Origin of the sequence: Streptomyces sp. NPDC001822, assembly GCF_042892135.1 — a bacterium.
Classification (GTDB): Bacteria; Actinomycetota; Actinomycetes; order Streptomycetales; family Streptomycetaceae; genus Streptomyces.
This window is the reverse complement of the sequence record NZ_JBIATW010000030.1, coordinates 1-18,795: the sequence shown is the minus strand read 5'-3', so window position 1 is coordinate 18,795 and position 18,795 is coordinate 1. Positions and strand designations below refer to the sequence as shown.

General features: G+C 72.0%; 16 protein-coding genes. 4 read left to right on the top strand and 12 right to left on the bottom strand.

From position 1 onward, the window contains the following. Window positions 1–368: 368 nt before the first annotated feature. From ACFYY2_RS34665 to ACFYY2_RS34615, 11 genes are all read right to left on the bottom strand, one after another. The gene (locus tag ACFYY2_RS34665; protein WP_388750726.1) at window positions 369–1,022 is read right to left on the bottom strand and encodes a hypothetical protein; all 654 of its coding nucleotides are present in this window, start codon (window positions 1,020–1,022) and stop codon (window positions 369–371) included. 137 nt (window positions 1,023–1,159) lie between these two features. Beyond that, window positions 1,160–3,271: a phosphocholine-specific phospholipase C gene (locus ACFYY2_RS34660; RefSeq protein ID WP_388750723.1), complete on the bottom strand. Its 2,112-nt coding sequence runs from the start codon at window positions 3,269–3,271 to the stop codon at window positions 1,160–1,162. A gap of 357 nt (window positions 3,272–3,628) precedes the next feature. Beyond that, window positions 3,629–5,137 (bottom strand): Asp-tRNA(Asn)/Glu-tRNA(Gln) amidotransferase subunit GatB, encoded by a 1,509-nt coding sequence (gatB, locus tag ACFYY2_RS34655; protein WP_388750720.1) that lies wholly within the window; start codon window positions 5,135–5,137, stop codon window positions 3,629–3,631. Between the two features lie 16 nt (window positions 5,138–5,153). Beyond that, window positions 5,154–5,387 carry a hypothetical protein gene (locus ACFYY2_RS34650; protein WP_327122222.1) on the bottom strand — a complete coding sequence of 78 codons (234 nt, stop codon included), beginning with the start codon at window positions 5,385–5,387 and terminating at the stop codon, window positions 5,154–5,156. Between the two features lie 5 nt (window positions 5,388–5,392). Further along, entirely contained in the window at window positions 5,393–6,895 is a 1,503-nt protein-coding gene (gatA, locus tag ACFYY2_RS34645; RefSeq protein ID WP_388750717.1) for an Asp-tRNA(Asn)/Glu-tRNA(Gln) amidotransferase subunit GatA, read from the bottom strand. Between the two features lie 5 nt (window positions 6,896–6,900). Continuing rightward, entirely contained in the window at window positions 6,901–7,197 is a 297-nt protein-coding gene (gatC, locus tag ACFYY2_RS34640; RefSeq protein WP_014153935.1) for an Asp-tRNA(Asn)/Glu-tRNA(Gln) amidotransferase subunit GatC, read from the bottom strand. Between the two features lie 130 nt (window positions 7,198–7,327). Further along, window positions 7,328–9,466: a putative bifunctional diguanylate cyclase/phosphodiesterase gene (locus tag ACFYY2_RS34635; RefSeq protein WP_388750714.1), complete on the bottom strand. Its 2,139-nt coding sequence runs from the start codon at window positions 9,464–9,466 to the stop codon at window positions 7,328–7,330. 299 nt (window positions 9,467–9,765) lie between these two features. Further along, complete coding sequence (ligA, locus tag ACFYY2_RS34630; RefSeq protein WP_388750711.1) at window positions 9,766–11,961, bottom strand: NAD-dependent DNA ligase LigA; 2,196 nt, start codon at window positions 11,959–11,961, stop codon at window positions 9,766–9,768. A 31-nt stretch (window positions 11,962–11,992) separates the two neighbouring features. Then, window positions 11,993–13,018 (bottom strand): methionine synthase, encoded by a 1,026-nt coding sequence (locus tag ACFYY2_RS34625; protein WP_388750708.1) that lies wholly within the window; start codon window positions 13,016–13,018, stop codon window positions 11,993–11,995. Window positions 13,019–13,050: 32 nt separating this feature from the next. Continuing rightward, window positions 13,051–13,740, bottom strand: coding sequence for an SDR family oxidoreductase (locus ACFYY2_RS34620; RefSeq protein WP_388750705.1), 690 nt, complete (start codon window positions 13,738–13,740; stop codon window positions 13,051–13,053). 49 nt (window positions 13,741–13,789) lie between these two features. Beyond that, window positions 13,790–14,329, bottom strand: a complete 540-nt coding sequence (locus ACFYY2_RS34615) for a TIGR00730 family Rossman fold protein (protein WP_388750702.1) — start codon at window positions 14,327–14,329, stop codon at window positions 13,790–13,792. Window positions 14,330–14,394: 65 nt separating this feature from the next. Between ACFYY2_RS34615 and ACFYY2_RS34610 the strand changes: the two genes are divergently transcribed. Together ACFYY2_RS34610 and ACFYY2_RS34605 are read left to right on the top strand one after the other, a co-directional pair. Continuing rightward, window positions 14,395–14,730 (top strand): DUF427 domain-containing protein, encoded by a 336-nt coding sequence (locus tag ACFYY2_RS34610; RefSeq protein ID WP_388750699.1) that lies wholly within the window; start codon window positions 14,395–14,397, stop codon window positions 14,728–14,730. 62 nt (window positions 14,731–14,792) lie between these two features. After that, on the top strand, window positions 14,793–15,593 hold the full coding sequence (locus ACFYY2_RS34605) for an alpha/beta fold hydrolase (protein ID WP_388750698.1): 801 nt from the start codon (window positions 14,793–14,795) through the stop codon (window positions 15,591–15,593). A 215-nt stretch (window positions 15,594–15,808) separates the two neighbouring features. Here ACFYY2_RS34605 and mnmA read toward each other — a convergent pair whose 3' ends face one another. Further along, on the bottom strand, window positions 15,809–16,942 hold the full coding sequence (gene mnmA / locus ACFYY2_RS34600) for a tRNA 2-thiouridine(34) synthase MnmA (protein WP_388750695.1): 1,134 nt from the start codon (window positions 16,940–16,942) through the stop codon (window positions 15,809–15,811). A 61-nt stretch (window positions 16,943–17,003) separates the two neighbouring features. Between mnmA and ACFYY2_RS34595 the strand changes: the two genes are divergently transcribed. Both ACFYY2_RS34595 and ACFYY2_RS34590 read left to right on the top strand, forming a co-directional pair. Continuing rightward, entirely contained in the window at window positions 17,004–17,696 is a 693-nt protein-coding gene (locus ACFYY2_RS34595) for an N-acetylmuramoyl-L-alanine amidase (protein WP_388750693.1), read from the top strand. A 643-nt stretch (window positions 17,697–18,339) separates the two neighbouring features. After that, on the top strand, window positions 18,340–18,795 hold a 456-nt coding region (locus ACFYY2_RS34590; RefSeq protein WP_388750690.1), incomplete at its 3' end, for a sigma factor.

Sequence of the window (18,795 nt, the reverse complement as noted above, 5' to 3'; positions counted from 1 at the left end):
GGGCCCGCCCGCGGGCGGGGGGGCCGCCGGCCCCGCGGGGGTGGTGGTGTGTTCGGTTTGCGCCCAAAAAGCCCCCCCGGGGGCCCGGGGGGGGGGGGGGCCCCGCCCCCCCCCCCCCCCACCACTCTCGTCCGGCAGGGGGCCTCACCACATCGGGCGAGTTCCGTATCTCCGCGGGCAGGGGGCCTTAGGTCTCCCGGGAAACGTCCTGAGGGAAGGCCCGCCGGACGCCCTGGCGGCGGGCCCGCCGCCGGGCTGCCCGTGAGCCGTCCCTGACGAGGAGGCCCGGAACCCGGGGGGCCCGGAACCCGAGGATGCCCGGAACCCGAGGAGGCCTGAACCCGAGGGCGGGCAGTCGGTCCGAGGGCTCAGCCGCCCGCCGCGGACGGCAGGGCCACGAAGAGGTCGAGGTACATGCCGACGGAGATCAGGACGCCCAGCACGCCGAGTGCGACGCCCGCCCAGGCGACGGATCGGATCCAGCCCGGCCTGGGGAGCGGGGACGGTGCCCCGAAGGCGGGGCGGACCAGGACGAACACGCCGACGAGCAGGGCGAGCAGCGCGAACAGACCGTTGACGAGTGCCGTGCTGTGCCAGGCGTCGCCGTAGATCTCGTTGATCTGCTGTGCGGCGCTGCCACCGCCGGAGGTCTTGATCTGGCCGACGAGCGTCTCGCGCTCGGCGGCGACCCGGCCGGTCCACGCTCCGGAGAGGGAGACGATGCCGAGCCCGGCGGCCACCACGGCGGCGGCACCGGAGCCGGTCCCGGTGGACGCGGCGGCCTCCGCCTCGGCGTACGGGTCGGTTTCCAGCTCGGTCTCCAGACCGTCCTCCGCTGCGGCGTCCGTCGCGGCCACGTCCATCGCGGTCACGTCCGACGCGGTCACGCCGGGTGCGACGCCCTCCGGCACGGCGTCCTCCGCGGGACCGGCCTTCTTCGCCGGGTCCGGTGCGGCGGCGGTGCCGCCCGCCGCCTTCTTGTCGGTGTCGTCGGTGGTCGTGGTGGAGGGGGTGGTGTTCATGCGCCGCACGCTAGGGGTCCCGTATGAGAGCCTCCTTAATGCCGGGCACGGCCGGCACGCGAGCATCCGGTCCGCACCTTCCCGGGGCCGCCCGCACAGCGCCCCCGGGAACACCGTTCGCCTCCGGGAGGCGGCCGTCAGCCGGAGACGCTCGGCCGGCCGTTCTCGATGTGGCCCATCAGGCGCCGCCGGAAGGACCCCTCCGTGTCGGCCGTCACGTCGAGGTCGTACCAGCCGTGGGAGTCGGCCGCCGAGTGCACGACCGTGCGGCTGCGGCCGGGCTTGACCTCGACCCGCCGGGTCCAGTCCAGCAGGTCGTCCTCCTCGACGTACGCCAGCGGACGCACGACGAAGGTCAGTGTCCGGCGGCCGGTGTTGCGCAGGGTGAGGTGCAGGTCACGCTCGTCGGCGTCGATCCGCGTGGCGAGTTCGGCGGGGCTGTCCGCGGTGCCCTCGAACTCCCGCCGGAAGCCGTTCGGTCCGGTGACCGTGAAGCGGTACCGCTCGCCGTCGAGAGGCACGGTCAGCTCCGCCCTCCGCCTGACGTCGCGGTGCTGCGGGACGGGGAACTCCCCTGCGTACGGGTAGAGCGCGAAGTGCGCGGACGACCTTCCCGTGTTGCTCAGGGACAGGCGCAGCCGATCGCCGTCCATCAGGACCGCCTGGGCGTCGGGCTGGTAGGGCAGCGGCCTGGCGGGACGGACGCCGGGCTCCTGGACGGGCATGCGCTGATCGGCCGGAGGCCTCGGCTGCCACCGCCCGCCGAAGGGCGGGACGGTGCCCGGGTGCGCGATCTCCGGCCGGCGCTGCGTCCGGCGGAAGTCGAAGGCCGACGTGAGGTCGCCGGTGACCGAACGGCGCCAGGCGCTGATGTTCGGCTCCTCCACGCCCGTCCAGCGCTCCAGGAGGCGGACCACCGACGTGTGGTCGAAGACCTCGGAGCAGACGTAGCCGCCGACGGTCCACGGCGACACCACCAGGAGCGGCACCCGCACACCGAGCCCGGTGGGCTTGCCCTCCCAGCGTTCCTCGGTGACCTCGACGGGAGGGACCGGCGGCGGCACGTGGTCGAAGAAGCCGTCGTTCTCGTCGTAGTTGATGATGACGGCGGTGTGCCGCCACACGTCGGGGTGCCTGCCGAGCGCGTCGAGGATCTTGTAGACGATCGTGGCGCTGTGGACCGGGGACGAGACGCTCGGATGCTCGGAGTCCACGGCGGACGGCACCAGGTAGGACACCGCGGGCAGCGTGCCGGCGGCGACGTCGGCGGCGAAGGCGTCGGCCAGCGTCCCCGTCTCCACCCGGCGCAGACCGCGTTCGAAGAGGCTGCGCTCAGGACGGGTCAGCATGGCGACGCCGTCCTCCAGCAGTCCGAGCAGCCGGTCCCGCTCCTGCCCCGGTCCGGCGTCCCGGACCGCCGCGTAGAAGGACTCCATGTAGGTGTGGCCGCCGGTCCGGACCAGCGCCTTGCGGGCCAGTGCCTTGAAGGTGCTGAAGAACTCGATCTGGTTGTCGGTGAAGTTCTCCCACTCGGTGTACGTACGCCAGCTGCGCCCGGCCTTCTCCAGCCGCTCCGCGTAGGTGCCCCAGCCGTAACCGGGGTGCGTGCCCTCGTCGTACGCGTCGTTGCCGACCGCGCGGGCGCCATTCTCCTCGAAGCCCGTCTTGCCGCTCCAGAGGTGGTTGCGGTTGGGGCTCGTCGAGGTGTGCACGGAGGAGTGGTAGGCGTCGCACACCGTGAAGGTGTCGGCCAGTTCGTAGTGCAGCGGGATGTCCCGGCGGTCGTAGTACGCCATGGTCGCGGCCGTCTTCGCGGTCACCCAGCCGTTCATCCACCCGTCGGCCCAGGCCTTGCCGCCGCCGCTCCAGGAGTGGTCGAGGGCACCGATGTACTGGAGGTCCTGCTTCTGCGCGGCGGCCGCCTCGCGCACGGGGAAGGGCAGTACCGCGGTCCCGGCCGGTCCCGGCTGCTCGAAGGCGGGCCTGCCCGACGGAAGCTCGATCGCGTTGCGGTCGCCGAACCCGCGCACCCCGCGGAGCATGCCGAAGTAGTGGTCGAACGAACGGTTCTCCTGCATGAGGATCACCACGTGCCTGATGTCCCCGAGCCCACCGGATCCCGTGGCCTGCTGCGGCTGCGCGGCCATCGCGGCCTGGAGCGACGGAGGAAGCAGCGAGCCCGCGGCCGCGGCCCCGAGAGCGCCGCCGCCCAGTGTGAAGAGCCGTCGCCGTGAAAAGTCCGTAGCCATGTGAGCCTCCCGAGAACCAGTGGTACGCCAGGAAGGTAGACAAGCGAGGTGGCGGCGGGAAGGCGTGCGAACGGCCCGGTGGTGAATGTCCGGCAGGTGCCCGGGAGCGTCACGGGGGCCGTCTTCCGCGCCGTCCGCACGCGCGTGCGGCCGGGCTCTCAGCCGGTTGCCGTCGCGCCGCCCGCTGCCGCGCCGGACACGCAGCGGGGGCGGGGGGGCGGCGGGGGGGCCCCCCCCCCCCCCCCCGGGCGCGGGGGGCCCCCCCCCCCCCCCGGTTTCGCGGGGGCGCGGGGGCCCCCCCGGGGGGGGGGGGGGGCCCCCGGGGGGCCCCCCCCCCCCCGCGACCGTGTCTCCGGGTCAGCCCTCGACGCCGAGCTTCTCCAGGATCAGCTCGCGCACCCGCGCGGCGTCGGCCTGGCCACGCGTGGCCTTCATGACCGCGCCGACCAGGGCGCCGGCGGCGGCGACCTTGCCGCTGCGGATCTTGTCGGCGATCGCCGCGTTGCCCGCGATCGCCTCGTCGACCGCCGTGCCCAGCGCGCCCTCGTCCGAGACGACCTTCAGGCCGCGCTTCTCGACGACGGTGTCCGGGTCGCCCTCGCCCGCGAGGACACCCTCGAGGACCTGGCGCGCCAGCTTGTCGTTGAGGTCGCCGGACGCGACGAGCTCGGCCACCCGGGCGACCTGCGCCGGGGTGACGGGCAGCTCGTCCAGGCCGCGGCCGGTCTCGTTGGCGTTGCGGGCGAGCTCGCCCATCCACCACTTGCGGGCCTGGTCGGACGGCGCGCCCGCCTCGGTCGTGGCGACGATCAGGTCGACCGCGCCCGCGTTGAGGATGGACTGCATGTCGTGCTCGCTGACACCCCACTCCTCCTTCAGCCGCGCGCGGCGGAGCCGCGGCAGCTCGGGGAGCCCCTTGCGGAGCTCCTCGACCCAGGCGCGGGACGGGGCGACCGGCACCAGGTCCGGCTCGGGGAAGTAGCGGTAGTCCTCGGCGTTGTCCTTGATGCGGCCGGCCGTGGTGGAGCCGTCCTCCTCGTGGAAGTGCCGGGTCTCCTGCACGATCGTCCCGCCGGAGTTCAGCACCGCGGCGTGGCGCTGGATCTCGAAGCGGGCGGCGCGCTCGACGGAGCGCAGCGAGTTGACGTTCTTCGTCTCGGAGCGCGTACCGAACGCCTCGCGGCCGTGCGGGCGCAGCGACAGGTTCACGTCGCAGCGCATCTGGCCCATCTCCATGCGGGCCTCGGAGACGCCGAGCGCCTTGATGAGCTCGCGGAGCTCGGCGACGTACGCCTTGGCGACCTCGGGGGCGCGTGCGCCCGCTCCCTCGATCGGCTTGGTGACGATCTCGATGAGGGGGATGCCCGCACGGTTGTAGTCGAGCAGCGAGTGGGAGGCGCCGTGGATGCGGCCGGTGGCACCGCCGACGTGCGTCGACTTGCCGGTGTCCTCCTCCATGTGGGCGCGCTCGATCTCCACGCGGAAGATCTCGCCGTCCTCCAGCTGGACGTCCAGGTAGCCGTTGAAGGCGATCGGCTCGTCGTACTGCGAGGTCTGGAAGTTCTTCGGCATGTCCGGATAGAAGTAGTTCTTCCGGGCGAAGCGGCACCACTCGGCGATCTCGCAGTTCAGCGCGAGCCCGATCTTGACGGCGGACTCGACGCCGATCTCGTTGACGACCGGGAGCGCGCCCGGCAGCCCGAGGCAGACAGGGCAGGTCTGCGAGTTGGCGTCCTGCTTGAGCTCGGTGGAGCAGCCGCAGAACATCTTGGTCTTGGTGCCCAGCTCGACATGGACCTCGAGGCCCATGACGGGGTCGTACGTCGCGAGGGCGTCCTCGTACGACTCCAGGTCAATGACAGTCACGGTGAAACTTTCCCTCTCAGCCCAGCAGGACGTCGTCGTCGCCGAGACGCTTGAGTTCGCGGTAGAGGATCGCCAGGCCTGTGACGATCGCGGCGGCCGAGACGGCGGCGTCGATCAGCCGGAGGGTGTCGCTCTCCTGCCGTGCGAGCTTGGCCTGCTTCGCGACGCTCAGCGCGCCGAAGGCGGTGGTGCCGAGCGACAGGTACACGCCGGACTTGGACTTCTTGAAGTTCTTGGCCTTCTTGGTCATTGCACTCACAGTGACGGAGCCTCCTCAAGCAGCGGGTGACCCCACTTTTCCACGAAGGCGGCCTCGACGGCGGCTCCGACCTTGTACAGCCGGTCGTCCTTCATGGCGGGGGCGATGATCTGCAGCCCGACCGGGAGCCCGTCCTCCGGGGCCAGGCCGCAGGGAAGCGACATGGCGGAATTGCCGGCGAGGTTGGTCGGAATGGTGCACAGGTCCGCGAGGTACATCGCCATCGGGTCGTCGGCGCGCTCGCCGATCGGGAAGGCGGTGGTGGGCGTCGTCGGGGAGACGATGACGTCGACCTGCTCGAACGCCCTCTCGAAGTCCTGGGTGATCAGGGTGCGGACCTTCTGGGCCGAGCCGTAGTACGCGTCGTAGTAGCCGGAGCTGAGCGCGTACGTACCGAGGATGACGCGGCGCTTGACCTCGTCGCCGAAGCCGGCCTCGCGGGTGAGCGCGGTGACGTCCTCGGCGGAGCGCGTGCCGTCGTCGCCGACGCGCAGGCCGTAGCGCATGGCGTCGAAGCGGGCGAGGTTCGAGGAGCACTCGGACGGCGCGATCAGGTAGTACGCCGAGAGGGCCAGGTCGAAGGACGGGCAGTCGAGCTCGACGACCGTGGCGCCGAGGGACTTCAGCAGCTCGACGGACTCGTTGAACCGCTGGACGACGCCGGCCTGGTAGCCCTCGCCCGAGAACTGCTTGACGACGCCGACGCGCATGCCCTGTACGGAGCCGTTGCGCGCCGCCTCGACGACCGGCGGGACCGGTGCGTCGATGGAGGTCGAGTCGAGCGGGTCGTGTCCGCCGATGACCTCGTGCAGGAGCGCCGCGTCCAGGACCGTGCGGGCGCAGGGCCCGCCCTGGTCGAGGGAGGACGAGAAGGCGACCATGCCGTAGCGGGAGACGCCGCCGTAGGTGGGCTTGACGCCGACGGTGCCGGTGACGGCGGCGGGCTGGCGGATGGAACCGCCGGTGTCCGTGCCGATGGCGAGCGGTGCCTCGAAGGAGGCCAGCGCGGCGGAGGAACCGCCGCCGGAACCGCCGGGGATGCGGGTGAGGTCCCACGGGTTGCCGGTCGGGCCGTAGGCGCTGTTCTCGGTGGAGGACCCCATGGCGAACTCGTCCATGTTGGTCTTGCCGAGGATGACGACGTCGGCCGCCTTCAGCTTCCTGGTGAGGGTCGCGTCGTACGGCGGGACCCAGCCCTCGAGGATCTTCGAACCGACGGTGGTCGGCATGTCCTTCGTGGTGAAGATGTCCTTGAGCGCGAGCGGGACGCCTGCCAGCGGGCCGAGCTTCTCGCCCGCCTCGCGCTTGGCGTCGACGGCGCGGGCCTGCGCGAGCGCGCCCTCGCGGTCGACGTGCAGGAAGGCGTGGACCTTCTCGTCGATGGCGTCGATCCGGGCCAGGTGGGCCTCGGTGACCTCGACGGCCGTCAGCTCGCCGGAGGCGATCCGCGCGGCGATCTCGGCCGCGGTGAGCTTGATGATGGTGCTGATGTCCGTCATGGCTGTTAGTCCTCCCCCAGGATCTGCGGCACCTTGAAACGCTGCTGCTCCTGGGCCGGGGCGCCGGAGAGCGCCTGCTCGGGGGTGAGCGACGGACGGACCTCGTCCGCGCGCATGACGTTGGTCAGCGGCAGCGGGTGGGAGGTCGGCGGTACGTCTTGGTCGGCGACCTCGGAGACGCGGGCGACCGCGCCGATGATGTCGTCGAGCTGACCGGCGAAGTGCTCGAGCTCTTCGCCCTTCAGCTCCAGACGCGCCAGCCGGGCGAGGTGGGCGACCTCCTCGCGCGTGATGCCAGGCATGCAGCGATCCTCAGGGTTTGGTGTGTGGTTTTGGCCCAATCCTATGGGGTCGCCGGGCACGCCCGTGGCCGAGCCGACCGGCGCCGGGCGCCGATTGAGGACAAAACGGCCACCCTGCGCGGCCCGTCCCTCAGGCGGTCGCCGGGCCGGGGTTGAGCGCGTGCCCCGCGGACCTGGGTTCCCGCTCGGACACCAACGCCGCCGCTGCCTCCAGCTCCGAGGGCCGGCGCCATCCGTGCTCGCCCCGGGCCCTCAGCCAGGCCGTCGTCTCGTGCGGCGGCATCGCCGCCGCGACGAGCCACCCCTGCACGGCGTCGCAGTGCAGGTCACGCAGCCGCTCCCAGGTCTCGTCGTCCTCCACGCCCTCGGCGACCACGATCAGCCCGAGCGAATGGGCGAGGTCGATGGTGCAGCGGACGATCTCGGCGTCCTCGTGGTCCACGGCCAGCCGTGCCACGAACGACCGGTCGATCTTGAGCTCGCTGACCGGCAGCTTCCGCAGGTGGACGAGGGAGGAGTAGCCGGTGCCGAAGTCGTCCAGCGACATCTTCACTCCGTGCGCCGTCAGTCCGGCCAGGGTGTCGGCGGCCCGCTGCGGGTCCTCCAGCAGGACGTGTTCCGTGATCTCCAGCTGCAGCGACCCCGCCGGCACGCCGTGCCGGGCGAGCCGGGCCGCCACGCTGCCCGCGAAGCCGGGCGTGTGGACGTCGCGGGGCGAGACGTTGACGGCCACGGGCACGAAGAGGCCCTGGGCACGCCACCGGGCCACCTGGGCCAGCGCCGTCTCCAGGACGTATTCGGTGAGGTGGGGCATGAGCCCCGAGGACTCGGCGATCGCGATGAACTCGTCCGGGGGGACCCGGCCGCGCTCCGGGTGCACCCAGCGGACGAGCGCCTCCAGGCCCGCCACCTGGCCGTCGAAGCGGACCTTGGGCTGGTAGTGCAGTTCCACCTCCCGGGCGTCCAGGGCGCGGCGCAGGTCGCCCAGCAGGCCCAGCCGGTCCGGGGTGTTGCTGTCCCGCTTCGACTCGTAGACCTCGACGCCCGTACGGTCCCGCTTGGCCTGGTACATCGCGACGTCCGCCCGCCTCAGCAGGCCCTCGGCGTCGAGTGCGTGGTCGGGGTGGACGGCGACCCCGGCGCTCGCCTCCAGCACCAGGGTCAGACCGTCGAGGTCCAGCGGCGAGGAGAGGGCTGCGACGAGATGCCGTGCGACGCGCTGTGCGCTGGTGGTGGAGTCGGCCGTCGGCAGCAGGACGGCGAACTCGTCGCCCCCGAGCCGTGCGGCCTCCGCACCCCGCGGCAGGGCGAGCCGCAGCCGCTCCGCGATCTGGAGCAGGAGCCGGTCCCCGGCCAGATGCCCGAGGGTGTCGTTGACGGCCCGGAAGCGGTCCAGGTCGATCAGGACGAGTGCGGACCGGGTGCCGGTGCCCCGGGTCTCCTCCAGCGCCGTCCACGTCCGCTCCAGCAGCCACTGCCGGTTCGGCAGGCCGGTCAGCGGGTCGCGCAGCTGCTCCTCGGCCCGCGCCCGGGCGATCCACAGCGTGGAGTCGAGGGCGATCAGCGGAACGGCGAAGAGCGGGAGCAGCACCGGCGTGGCCGAGGCCACCACGCAGATCAGGGGGGCGATACCGAGCAGGGCCACCGCGACGAGCCCCTGACGCAGCAGCGCGGTACGGGCGATCGTCGGCAGCCCCCCGGTCCGGGAGGCCCGGGCGTACCACAGAAGAGCTCGGGTGACGAGCAGGTACACCGCCGCGGCGAGCAGCACCTCCGGCAGGGCCGCGATGCCCCAGTGGAGTGGCCGCCAGGGTGTCTCGACCGTGGGGGCCTCGCCGAACGCCGACAGCACGAGCGCCGCGGCCCCGACGCCGAGTATGTCCACGGCACCGTGTAACAGGCCCTGCCACCAGCGGTGGCGCCTGGCCATGCCGACGAGGACCACGACGACGAGGCTGACCAGCCCGGCGGGCACCCAGCCGTAGAGCAGGAGTACGGCAAGCGTGAGGGCGGCACCGGAACCGGTACCGCCCCACCAGCGGTCGCGCCCGAGGGCGACCAGATGTCCCACGATGATCCCGGTGAGCAGGGCGAGCGACCAGCCCGCGGTGCCGTCGGGAAACAGCGCGCGCCCGTCCTGGACCGTCCGGTAGAAACCGGTGGCGAGCTGCAGCGCGGCGACCGCAACGACCACCGTGCCCGCTCTTGACGTGAGGCCCACGAAACCCTGCAGCCGCGACACCGCTGCGGCGCTCTCGGTCGGTTCCATTCCGTCCCTCTCACAGCCGGCGGTGCCGATGTCCCACGGTGGCCCCCGCTCCCATGCCCACACGACCCGATTCCCGTCACGCGGCCGGGCACCGCAGGTGCTCGTTCAACAGTAGGCCGCCGGAGGCCCGCACGGGCAGCGCTCTGCAGCTCTGGCCCGAATGCGGACCGGGGAGCCCGCGTCGCCCGCTGTCCGCCGAACGGGTGGTGCGGACGGGCCGGTCCGGTCCTTCCGGCCCGTCCCCTTGATTCCCCGCGGGGCACGGGCCACGCGTCACCCGTGTATCGATCGCGCCTCGATCAGGCTTCCGCGGGAACAGCGGCCTCCCTGGCCGCATCCGGCCCCTGTCCGAGGAGCACGGCGAAGCCGTCCTCGTCGAGGACGGGCACCTTGAGCTGCATCGCCTTGTCGTACTTCGATCCGGGGTTGTCGCCCACCACGACGAAGGAGGTCTTCTTCGACACCGAGCCGGTGACCTTGGCGCCCAGGCTCTGGAGCGCGTCCTTGGCACCGTCCCGGGTGTACGTCGCGAGCGTGCCGGTGACGACCACGGTGAGCCCCTCCAGGGGCCGGGGGCCCTCGTCGGCGCCCGCGCCCTCGTCCTCCATCCGGACTCCGGCCTCACGCCACTTGCGCAGGATCTCGCGGTGCCAGTCCTCGGCGAACCACTGCTTGACCGACGCGGCGATGATGGGCCCGACCCCGTCGGCCGCGGCCAGTTCCTCCTCGGACGCCTCGTCGATCCGGTCGACGGAGCGGAACTGGCGGGCCAGTTCCACGGCGGCCACCGGTCCCACGTGGCGGATCGAGAGCCCGGTCAGGATGCGGGCGAGCGGTGCCTCCTTGGCTGCGGCGATGCCCTCCAGCATGCCGAGGGCGTTCTTCTTCGGCTCGCCCTGCTGGTTGGCGAAGACGGTGGCGATCTTCTCCTCGCCCGTCTTCGGGTCGCGCTTGGGCAGGCCGCTGTCCGCGTCCAGGACGTACGCCCGGATCGGCAGCAGTTGCTCCACCGTCAGGTCGAAGAGGTCCCCCTCGTCCAGCAGGGGCGGCTCGGCGGGCTCCAGCGGCCTGGTCAGGGCCGCCGCGGCGACGTAACCGAAGTGGTCGATGTCCAGGCACCTGCGGCCCGCCAGATAGGCCAGCCGCTCCCTCAACTGAGCCGGACACGAACGGGCGTTGGGACACCGCAGATCGATGTCCCCCTCCTTCATCGGGCGCAGCGCCGTGCCGCACTCGGGGCACTCGGACGGCATGACGAACTCCCGCTCGCCGCCGTCGCGGAGGTCGACGACCGGCCCGAGGATCTCCGGGATGACGTCGCCCGCCTTGCGGAGCACCACCGTGTCCCCGATGAGGACGCCCTTGGCCTTCACGACGTTCTGGTTGTGGAGGGTCGCGAACTCCACCTCGGACCCCGCCACCTCCACGGGCTCCACCTGGGCGTAGGGCGTGACCCTGCCGGTGCGTCCCACGCCCACGCGGATGTTGACCAGCTTGGTGTTGACCTCCTGCGGGGCGTACTTCCAGGCGATGGCCCAGCGCGGCGCGCGGGAGGTGGAGCCGAGCCTGCCCTGGAGCGGGATCTCGTCGAGCTTGATGACGACGCCGTCGATCTCGTGCTCGACGGACTGGCGGTTCTCCCCGAAGTGGGTGATGAACTCCCGTGCCTCGTCCAGGGTTTCGACGACCTTGTTGTGCCGGGCGGTGGGCAGCCCCCACTCCCTCAGCAGGTCGTACGCCTGGGAGAGCCGGTCGATGTCGAAGCCCTCGCGGGCCCCGATGCCGTGCACCACCATGTGCAGCGGGCGGCCGGCGGTGACCTTGGGGTCCTTCTGTCTGAGCGAGCCCGCCGCCGCGTTCCGCGGGTTGGCGAAGGGCTTGTCGCCGGCCTCGACGAGCCGGGCGTTGAGCCCTTCGAAGGCCTCCATGGGGAAGAAGACCTCCCCGCGGATCTCGACGAGGGCGGGAATCCGGTCGCCCTCCAGGCGGTGCGGGATCTCGGCGATCGTACGGACGTTGGGGGTGATGTCCTCACCGGTGCGGCCGTCACCCCGGGTCGCCGCGCGGGTCAGCCTGCCGTGCTCGTAGGTGAGGTTGACGGCGAGGCCGTCCACCTTGAGCTCGCACAGGAAGTGGTAGCCGCCCCTGCCCACGTCCCTGGCCACGCGCTCGGCCCAGGCCGCGAGCTCCGCGTCGTCGAAGGCGTTGTCCAGGGAGAGCAGGCGTTCCCGGTGCTCGACGGAGGTGAATTCCGTGGTGTAGGGGCCCGCGACCTTCTGGGTCGGCGAGTCCGGGGTGCGCAGTGCGGGGTGCTCGTCCTCGACGGCCTCCAGCGCGCGCATCAGCCGGTCGAACTCGGCGTCGCTGACGACCGGCTGGTCCTTGACGTAATACCGGAAGCGGTGGTCCTCGATCTGCTCGGCGAGGAGTGCGTGCTGCTCCCGCACCTCCGCCGGCACACCGGTCAGCTGCTGTGCCTGCTCTTCGCCGGCCATCGTCCGTTCCTCCCGTTGACCCGTTGCCCCGTTACTCAGGGTTGTCTGCGAGCGACTTCGCGGCCCGGGCGCAGTGGGCGAGCGCGGCGCGCGCGTACGCGGGCGACGCGCCCGCGAGACCGCAGGACGGAGTGATCACGACGGACTCACTGAGAGTCCCCGGATTCAGCCCCAGCCTGCTCCACAACGTCCTGACCTCCTTGACGCTACCGCCAGGGTCCGACAATGCGGTCGAGGCGCCGTCGAGACCGGGAACCACGCCGAGGAAGAGCTGGGTACCGCCCTCGACGGCTTCCCCGATCGCCTCCTCCTCACGCTCGGTGAGCAGCGAGAAGTCGATGGAGACGGCGCCCGCTCCCGCCCTGCGCAGCAGCGCGAACGGCACCTCGGGGGCGCACGAGTGGACCACCGTGGGCGACGCCCCGTTGACGGCGAGCAGGTCGCGCAGCGCTCCCTCGACGACCTGCCGGTCCACCGCACGGTAGGTGCGGTAGCCGCTCGCGGACCTCACCCGCCCGCGCAGTACGGCGGTCAGGGAGGGCTCGTCCAGCTGGAGCACGACCTCGGCCCCGGGAATCCTGCGCCGTACCTCGGCGAGGTGGGAGCGCAGCCCCTCGGCGAGGGAGCCCGCCAGGTCGCGGCAGGCTCCCGGGTCGCCGAGCATGGCTTCTCCGCCCCGCAGTTCGAGCGCCGCCGCGAGCGTCCAGGGGCCGACGGCCTGGACCTTGAGCAGCCCTTCGTAGCCCTGGGTGAACTCCTCCAGGGCGTCGAGGTCCTCGCCGAGCCAGGACCGGGCGCGCCGGGTGTCGCGGCCGGGCCGGTCGCTGACGCGCCAGCCGCTGGGCTCGACGTGGCCGTACATGTCGACGAGCAGGCCGACGGTCCGGCCGGTCATGTCGGCCCCTGGTCCCCGCGCGGGCAGCTCCCCGAGGTACGGCATGCCCTGGCCGTCGGCGAAGGACCCCGTGACGGTCCTGGCCGTCTCCCGGGCGTCTCCGCCCGGCATGGATCCGATCCCGGTGGCTGCACTCGCGCTGAACCCGCTCTTCTCGCTCACACGGAAAGCCTACGGGCCCCGGGAACCCGCTCTCAGCGGCCGGGGCGGACCGTCAGGTCGTTGACCTCGGCGTCCCGGGGCAGGTCGAGTGCCATCACGATCGTGGTGGCCACCGACTCGGGGTCGATCCAGCGCGAGGCGTCGTACTCCTTGCCCTCCTGCTGGTGGACCTTGGCCTGCATGGGGCTCGCCGTGCGGCCCGGGTAGACGGAGGTGACACGGACACCGGCGGCGTGCTCCTCGTGGCGCAGCGCGTCGGCGAGCGCCTTGAGGCCGTGCTTGCCGGCGGCGTAGGCACCCCACTCGGCGTGCGCGGCAAGCCCTGCGCCGGAGTTCACGAACACGACGTGGCCCTGGGTGACGCGCACCTGCGGAAGCAGCAGACGGGTCAGTTCGGCGGGGGCGATCAGGTTGGTGTTGAGCTGGAAGTGCCAGGCCTTGGGGGTGAGTTCGCCGACCCGGCCGAGCTCGACCACTCCCGCGACGTGGAGCAGCGAGTCGAGGCGGTCGGGCATCGTCTGCTGGCCGAACGCCCAGGAGAGCCGGTCGGGGTTGCCGAGGTCGCCGACGAGCGTGCGGGCACCGGGGTGGAGCGCCGCCAGCTCCTTGGCGCGTGCGGCGTCACGGGCGAGCAGCACGAGGTCGTCGCCGCGTTCCCGGAGGCGGCGGGCGACCGCCTCGCCGATACCGGATCCGGCGCCGGTGATGAAGTGAGTAGGCATGCCCTCATGCTCGCATCATGCCCGTGCCCTTCCTCTCGCCGTCCCGGTCTCACCGCAGGCCGCCCGACTCCTCCAGGTAAGCGAGAGCGCCGACGGCGTCCTTCGCGAAGAACACGAGGTCGGTGAGGGGAAGCGGCAGGAAGCCCTCGTCGTCCATGCGCTGGAACTGCTGGCGCAGGCCGTCGTAGAACCCGGCGGTGTTGAGCAGGACGACGGGCTTGGCGTGCTTGCCGTGCTTCTTCAGCTCCAGGATCTCCGTCGCCTCGTCGAGCGTGCCGGTCCCACCGACCATGATCACGACGGCGTCGGCCTTCTCCAGGAGCAGTGCCTTGCGCTCGGCCAGGTCCTTGGCGATCACCATCTCGTCGGCGTTCGTCCGCGCCTTGGCCGCCAGGAATTCCACCGAGACGCCGACGAGCCGGCCGCCCGACTCCTGCACCCCGTCGGCCACGACCTTCATCAGTCCGCTCTCCGACCCACCCCAGACCAGGGTGTGGCCGCCCCGGCCCAGCAGCTCGGCGAACTCGCGTGCGGGTCCGGTGTAGCGGTCGTCGAGGTCGGCAGCGGAGAGGAAGACGCAGATGTTCATGGTGACACCGTACGACCGGCCCCGGACGCGGGAAGAAACAGGCCTCCCGGGTGGCTGAAGCACATATGACTTCCACCACAGGACACACCATCACCGTGGAACCCGCCGACGTGCACGTGCGGGCGGTGCACGACGGCCAGGTCCTCGCCGAGAGCCGTCGGCCGCTGGTGCTGCGCGAGACGGGCTGTCCGGACCGCTACTACCTGCCGCCCGAGGATGTCCGTACGGACCTCCTGACGCCGTCCGGCACCCGTACGCACTGCCCGTTCAAGGGGGACGCGTCCTACTGGTCGCTGCCCGGCGCGGCCGACCTCGTGTGGGCCTATCCAGACCCCAGGGACCAAGTGGGTCCGATCAAGGACCACTTCTGCTTCTACGCCACCGAGGTCGTATCCGACTGACCGTCAGAAATATTTCTCCGCGGCGGCGATGAGTTCCGACGGGCCCGGGAGTCCACCCCCACATGGACAAGACTCTCTCCCGCGACGGCACGTCGATCGCTTATCGCCGCCGCGGCGACGGGCCGCCGGTGGTCCTGGTCGGCGGGGCCCTGAGCACCGCGGCCGACGAGGCGCCGCTGGCCGCACTGCTCGCCCCGCGCTTCACGGTCGTCACGTACGACCGCCGGGGCCGCGGGAGCAGTGGCGACAGCGGGCCGTACACGGTCCGCCGCGAGATCGAGGACCTGGCGGCGGTGGCGGCCCGGGTCGGCGGGCGTGTGTCGCTGTTCGGCATGCTGTCCGGCGGAGCGCTCGCCCTGGAGGCGCATGCCGCCGGGCTGCCCGTGAACCTGCTCGCGGTCTATGAGCCGCCGTACACGCCCGGCCCCGCCGGCCCGCCGCACCCCTCGCGCTGCACGGCTCTGCTGCACCGCCTGCTCGCGGCGGGCGACCGGGCGGGAGCCGTGGAACTCCATCTGTCGCGGGCGGGTTTCCCGGAGGCGACGATCGCACGGATGCGCCGGGCACCGCTGTGGCGGGAGTTGGAGGCGGTGGCGCACACCCTCGCGTACGACGACGCGCTGCTGGGCGACGGGACGGTGCCCACCGGGAGGTTCGCCTCGCTCACGGCGCGCACCCTGGTCGTGACGGGTGGTTTCAGCACCCCGCAGGCGCACGAGACGACGCGCGCCCTGGCGGCCGCAGTCCCCCGTGCCAGGCACCGCACCCTGACGGGTCAGACCCGCGAACTGGCGCCGCACGTGATCGCACCGGTCCTGGCGGACTTCTTCGCCCGGGACACGTTCCTGCGGACGGCGTCATGAGCCCGACCTCGCCGCGCACCCGGAGCGGGCAGTGCGCGGCGCGGGTGGCCCATCGGCGCGCACGGCTCGTCCGCGGGCACAGCTCGTCGGCGGGCACGGCACGGGCCGTTCCGCATCGGAAGGGGAGGGCGTGACTTCCGCGCGGGGATCCCGGCGCGGGGCCTCCAGCACGGCCGGGTCGTCGCAGGGGAACGACCCGGCCGGCCCGGACGTCGTCAGCCGGCCGCAGCCGTCCTCTCACGCCTGACCGTCGTCGCGATGGTGGCCGAGCCGACCACCCGCGTCCCGTCGTACAGCACGACGGCCTGGCCGGGGGCGACACCGCGCACCGGCTCGGTGAAGGTGACGGACAGGACGCCGTCGGCCAGCTCGGCCGTCACCTCGGTCTCGCCGCCGTGGGCGCGGAGCTGAGCCGTATAGGTTCCCGGCCCGGTCGGGGCCGTGCCGCACCAGCGGGGCTTGATGGCGGTGAGGGCCGTGACGTCCAGGGCCTCGGCCGGGCCCACCGTCACGGTGTTGTTCACCGGGGAGATGTCCAGGACGTAGCGGGGCTTGCCGTCCGGGGCCGGGTGGCCGATGCGCAGGCCCTTGCGCTGGCCGATGGTGAATCCGAACGCGCCCTCGTGGGTGCCGACCTTCGTGCCCGACTCGTCGAGGATGTCGCCCTGGGCGGGCCCCCCGAGACGGCCGGCCAGGAAGCCCTGGGTGTCGCCGTCGGCGATGAAGCAGATGTCGTGGCTGTCCGGCTTCTTGGCGACCGCCAGGCCCCGGCGCTCGGCCTCGGCCCGGATCTCGTCCTTGGTGGTGAGGGTGTCGCCCAGCGGGAACATCGCGTGCGCGAGCTGCTTCTCGTCCAGGACACCGAGGACGTAGCTCTGGTCCTTGGCCATGTCGGAGGCCCGGTGCATCTCGCGGGTGCCGTCGTCCTTGAGGACGACCGTGGCGTAGTGGCCGGTGCACACGGCGTCGAAGCCGAGGGCGAGCGCCTTGTCGAGCAGCGCCGCGAACTTGATCTTCTCGTTGCAGCGCAGGCACGGGTTGGGGGTGCGCCCCGCCTCGTACTCCGCGACGAAGTCGTCGACGACGTCCTCGCGGAAGCGTTCCGCAAGGTCCCAGACGTAGAACGGGATGCCGATGACGTCCGCGGCGCGGCGCGCGTCACGGGAGTCCTCGATGGTGCAACAGCCTCGCGCGCCCGTGCGGAAGGACTGCGGGTTCGCGGAGAGGGCGAGGTGCACGCCGGTCACGTCGTGGCCCGCCTCGGCGGCACGGGCCGCGGCGACGGCGGAGTCGACTCCGCCGGACATGGCGGCGAGCACGCGGAGGGGGCGCTGGGAGGTGTGATTCATAGCCTCTCCAGAGTACGGGGCCCCGGGAACCGAATGCTCGCCGATATGCGTTGAGGAGCACATGGGGAACAACGGGAGTGCCGGGTCATCAGGGAAAGGCCCTGGTCACGGCATCAGTCGGCGGACGCTGCTGATCGGCGGCGGTGTCGCGGCAGCGGGGACTGCCGCTCTTGCCGTGGAGGAGATCAGACGCGTCTGGTGGCGGATGCCGGGTGTGGAGAAGCCGCGCGAGGCAGGCGAGCTGGACTACGCCCCGGCGCAGTGGATAGCCGCGTCCGAGGCGAACTGGCGGCGCGCCGACCGGCCTGCCGACTACGCCGTGGACCGGGTGATCATCCACGTCACCCAGGGCAGCTTCGCCAGTGCGGTCAAGGTCTTCCAGGACCCGGCCCACCGGGCGGCGACGCACTACATCGTCGGGCAGGACGGCCGGGTCACGCAGATGATCCGCGAGCTGGACGTCGCGTTCCACGCGGGCAACCGGTCGTTCAACGAACGCAGCGTCGGCATCGAGCACGAGGGGTTCGTGGACCGGCCGCAGGACTTCACGACGGCGATGTACAAGTCGTCGGCGCGTCTGACAGCCGCGATATGCAAGCGGTACGGCATCCCCGTCGACCGCGAGCACATCATCGGGCATGTGGAGGTGCCGGGCACGGACCACACCGACCCCGGCCCCTACTGGGACTGGCACCGCTACATGAAACTGGTGCGCGCCGCGTCGACCGCAGGGCCGTCGGCGGCGGCCGGCTGAATCCCGCCACCGCTGGCCGGTCCGAGGGCCGGGCCGGATGCGGTCCTCGCCTGACAAGGCGTGAAGCTCCGCCCCGGAACCGCCGCCGTCGTCGTCGCAGCCGGCACGGGGGCCGGTCTTCCCTGCCGATGCTCAGGCGGCGATCGGAAGCAGCTCACGAACCACGAGACCCGTCTCAGCCCGATGACGGAAGACAAGACGGACGTCTACGCCGTCCGGCCCAGCCGCTGCGACAGCTCCGCGGACGGTCAGCGGTGCTACCGCACGGCCGGCCTGTTCCGGCTCCGGGGGATGCCCGGCGGTGGCAAGGAGTCCTTCTGCGGACGAGTCACGTCAAGGACGCCGTCCACTCCACCGATGCCGGACAGATCGGCGAGGCCTGCTACCAGTGGGACGGCCTCCACGACTGACACCTGGTACGCCGCTCCTCCGCCCTGCGTCGGGCGGTGCAGCCCGCCGTACATCGGACGGAGACGCCTCGGGTGTACCTGCCGGGTTGTGCCCGCCGGTGATGCCACCGGCTCCCGGTGATGCCGTCCTCCGGCCCCGCGGGCTTCGGCGGTGTGTTCCACATCTCACCGAGGCCGTGCAGCAGGTGCGCCTGCTTCCACGTCGATGAGGGGTGACAGGAAGGGAGGAACGTATGGAACTGGCGACCGAGCGGATTCCGCACGCCGAACCGATCACACCCGAGCCGGCCGAGGACGGAATCGACTTCCATGGCTTCGTCCTCGCCCGGTCGGCCGTACTGTTCCGCGGCGCCCTCGTCCTCACGGGAAACCGCGAGGCGGCGGAGGACCTGGTCCAGGAGACCCTGGAGCGGGCCTGCCGCAAGTGGCGCACCATAGCCGCCAAGGACGCTCCTGACGCCTATGTGCGGCGCATCATGGTGAACCTGGCGAACGACCGGTGGAGAAGGTTCCACCGCACGCTCGCGCACCAGGACGGCGGCGACAGGGCGGCTCCGGGCGACGACTACGGTCAGGTGGACGCCCGGGACCAGTCTTGGGTTCTAGGGATCGTCGCAACACCCCAGTTCAAGGGGTGCGATGGATTTCGAGATCCGAGGGAGCCGGAAGCCGCAGGGGCCGAGGAAGCT

Excerpts from the sequence above, each read along its gene's own strand:
- ACFYY2_RS34665 (WP_388750726.1), bottom strand. The coding sequence starts at position 1,022 with ATGAACACCACCCCCTCCACCACGACCACCGACGACACCGACAAGAAG.
- ACFYY2_RS34660 (WP_388750723.1), bottom strand. The coding sequence starts at position 3,271 with ATGGCTACGGACTTTTCACGGCGACGGCTCTTCACACTGGGCGGCGGC.
- ACFYY2_RS34650 (WP_327122222.1), bottom strand. The coding sequence starts at position 5,387 with ATGACCAAGAAGGCCAAGAACTTCAAGAAGTCCAAGTCCGGCGTGTAC.
- gatA (WP_388750717.1), bottom strand. The coding sequence starts at position 6,895 with ATGACGGACATCAGCACCATCATCAAGCTCACCGCGGCCGAGATCGCC.
- gatC (WP_014153935.1), bottom strand. The coding sequence starts at position 7,197 with ATGCCTGGCATCACGCGCGAGGAGGTCGCCCACCTCGCCCGGCTGGCG.
- ACFYY2_RS34635 (WP_388750714.1), bottom strand. The coding sequence starts at position 9,466 with ATGGAACCGACCGAGAGCGCCGCAGCGGTGTCGCGGCTGCAGGGTTTC.
- ligA (WP_388750711.1), bottom strand. The coding sequence starts at position 11,961 with ATGGCCGGCGAAGAGCAGGCACAGCAGCTGACCGGTGTGCCGGCGGAG.
- ACFYY2_RS34620 (WP_388750705.1), bottom strand. The coding sequence starts at position 13,740 with ATGCCTACTCACTTCATCACCGGCGCCGGATCCGGTATCGGCGAGGCG.
- ACFYY2_RS34615 (WP_388750702.1), bottom strand. The coding sequence starts at position 14,329 with ATGAACATCTGCGTCTTCCTCTCCGCTGCCGACCTCGACGACCGCTAC.
- ACFYY2_RS34610 (WP_388750699.1), top strand. The coding sequence starts at position 14,395 with ATGACTTCCACCACAGGACACACCATCACCGTGGAACCCGCCGACGTG.
- ACFYY2_RS34605 (WP_388750698.1), top strand. The coding sequence starts at position 14,793 with ATGGACAAGACTCTCTCCCGCGACGGCACGTCGATCGCTTATCGCCGC.
- mnmA (WP_388750695.1), bottom strand. The coding sequence starts at position 16,942 with ATGAATCACACCTCCCAGCGCCCCCTCCGCGTGCTCGCCGCCATGTCC.
- ACFYY2_RS34595 (WP_388750693.1), top strand. The coding sequence starts at position 17,004 with ATGGGGAACAACGGGAGTGCCGGGTCATCAGGGAAAGGCCCTGGTCAC.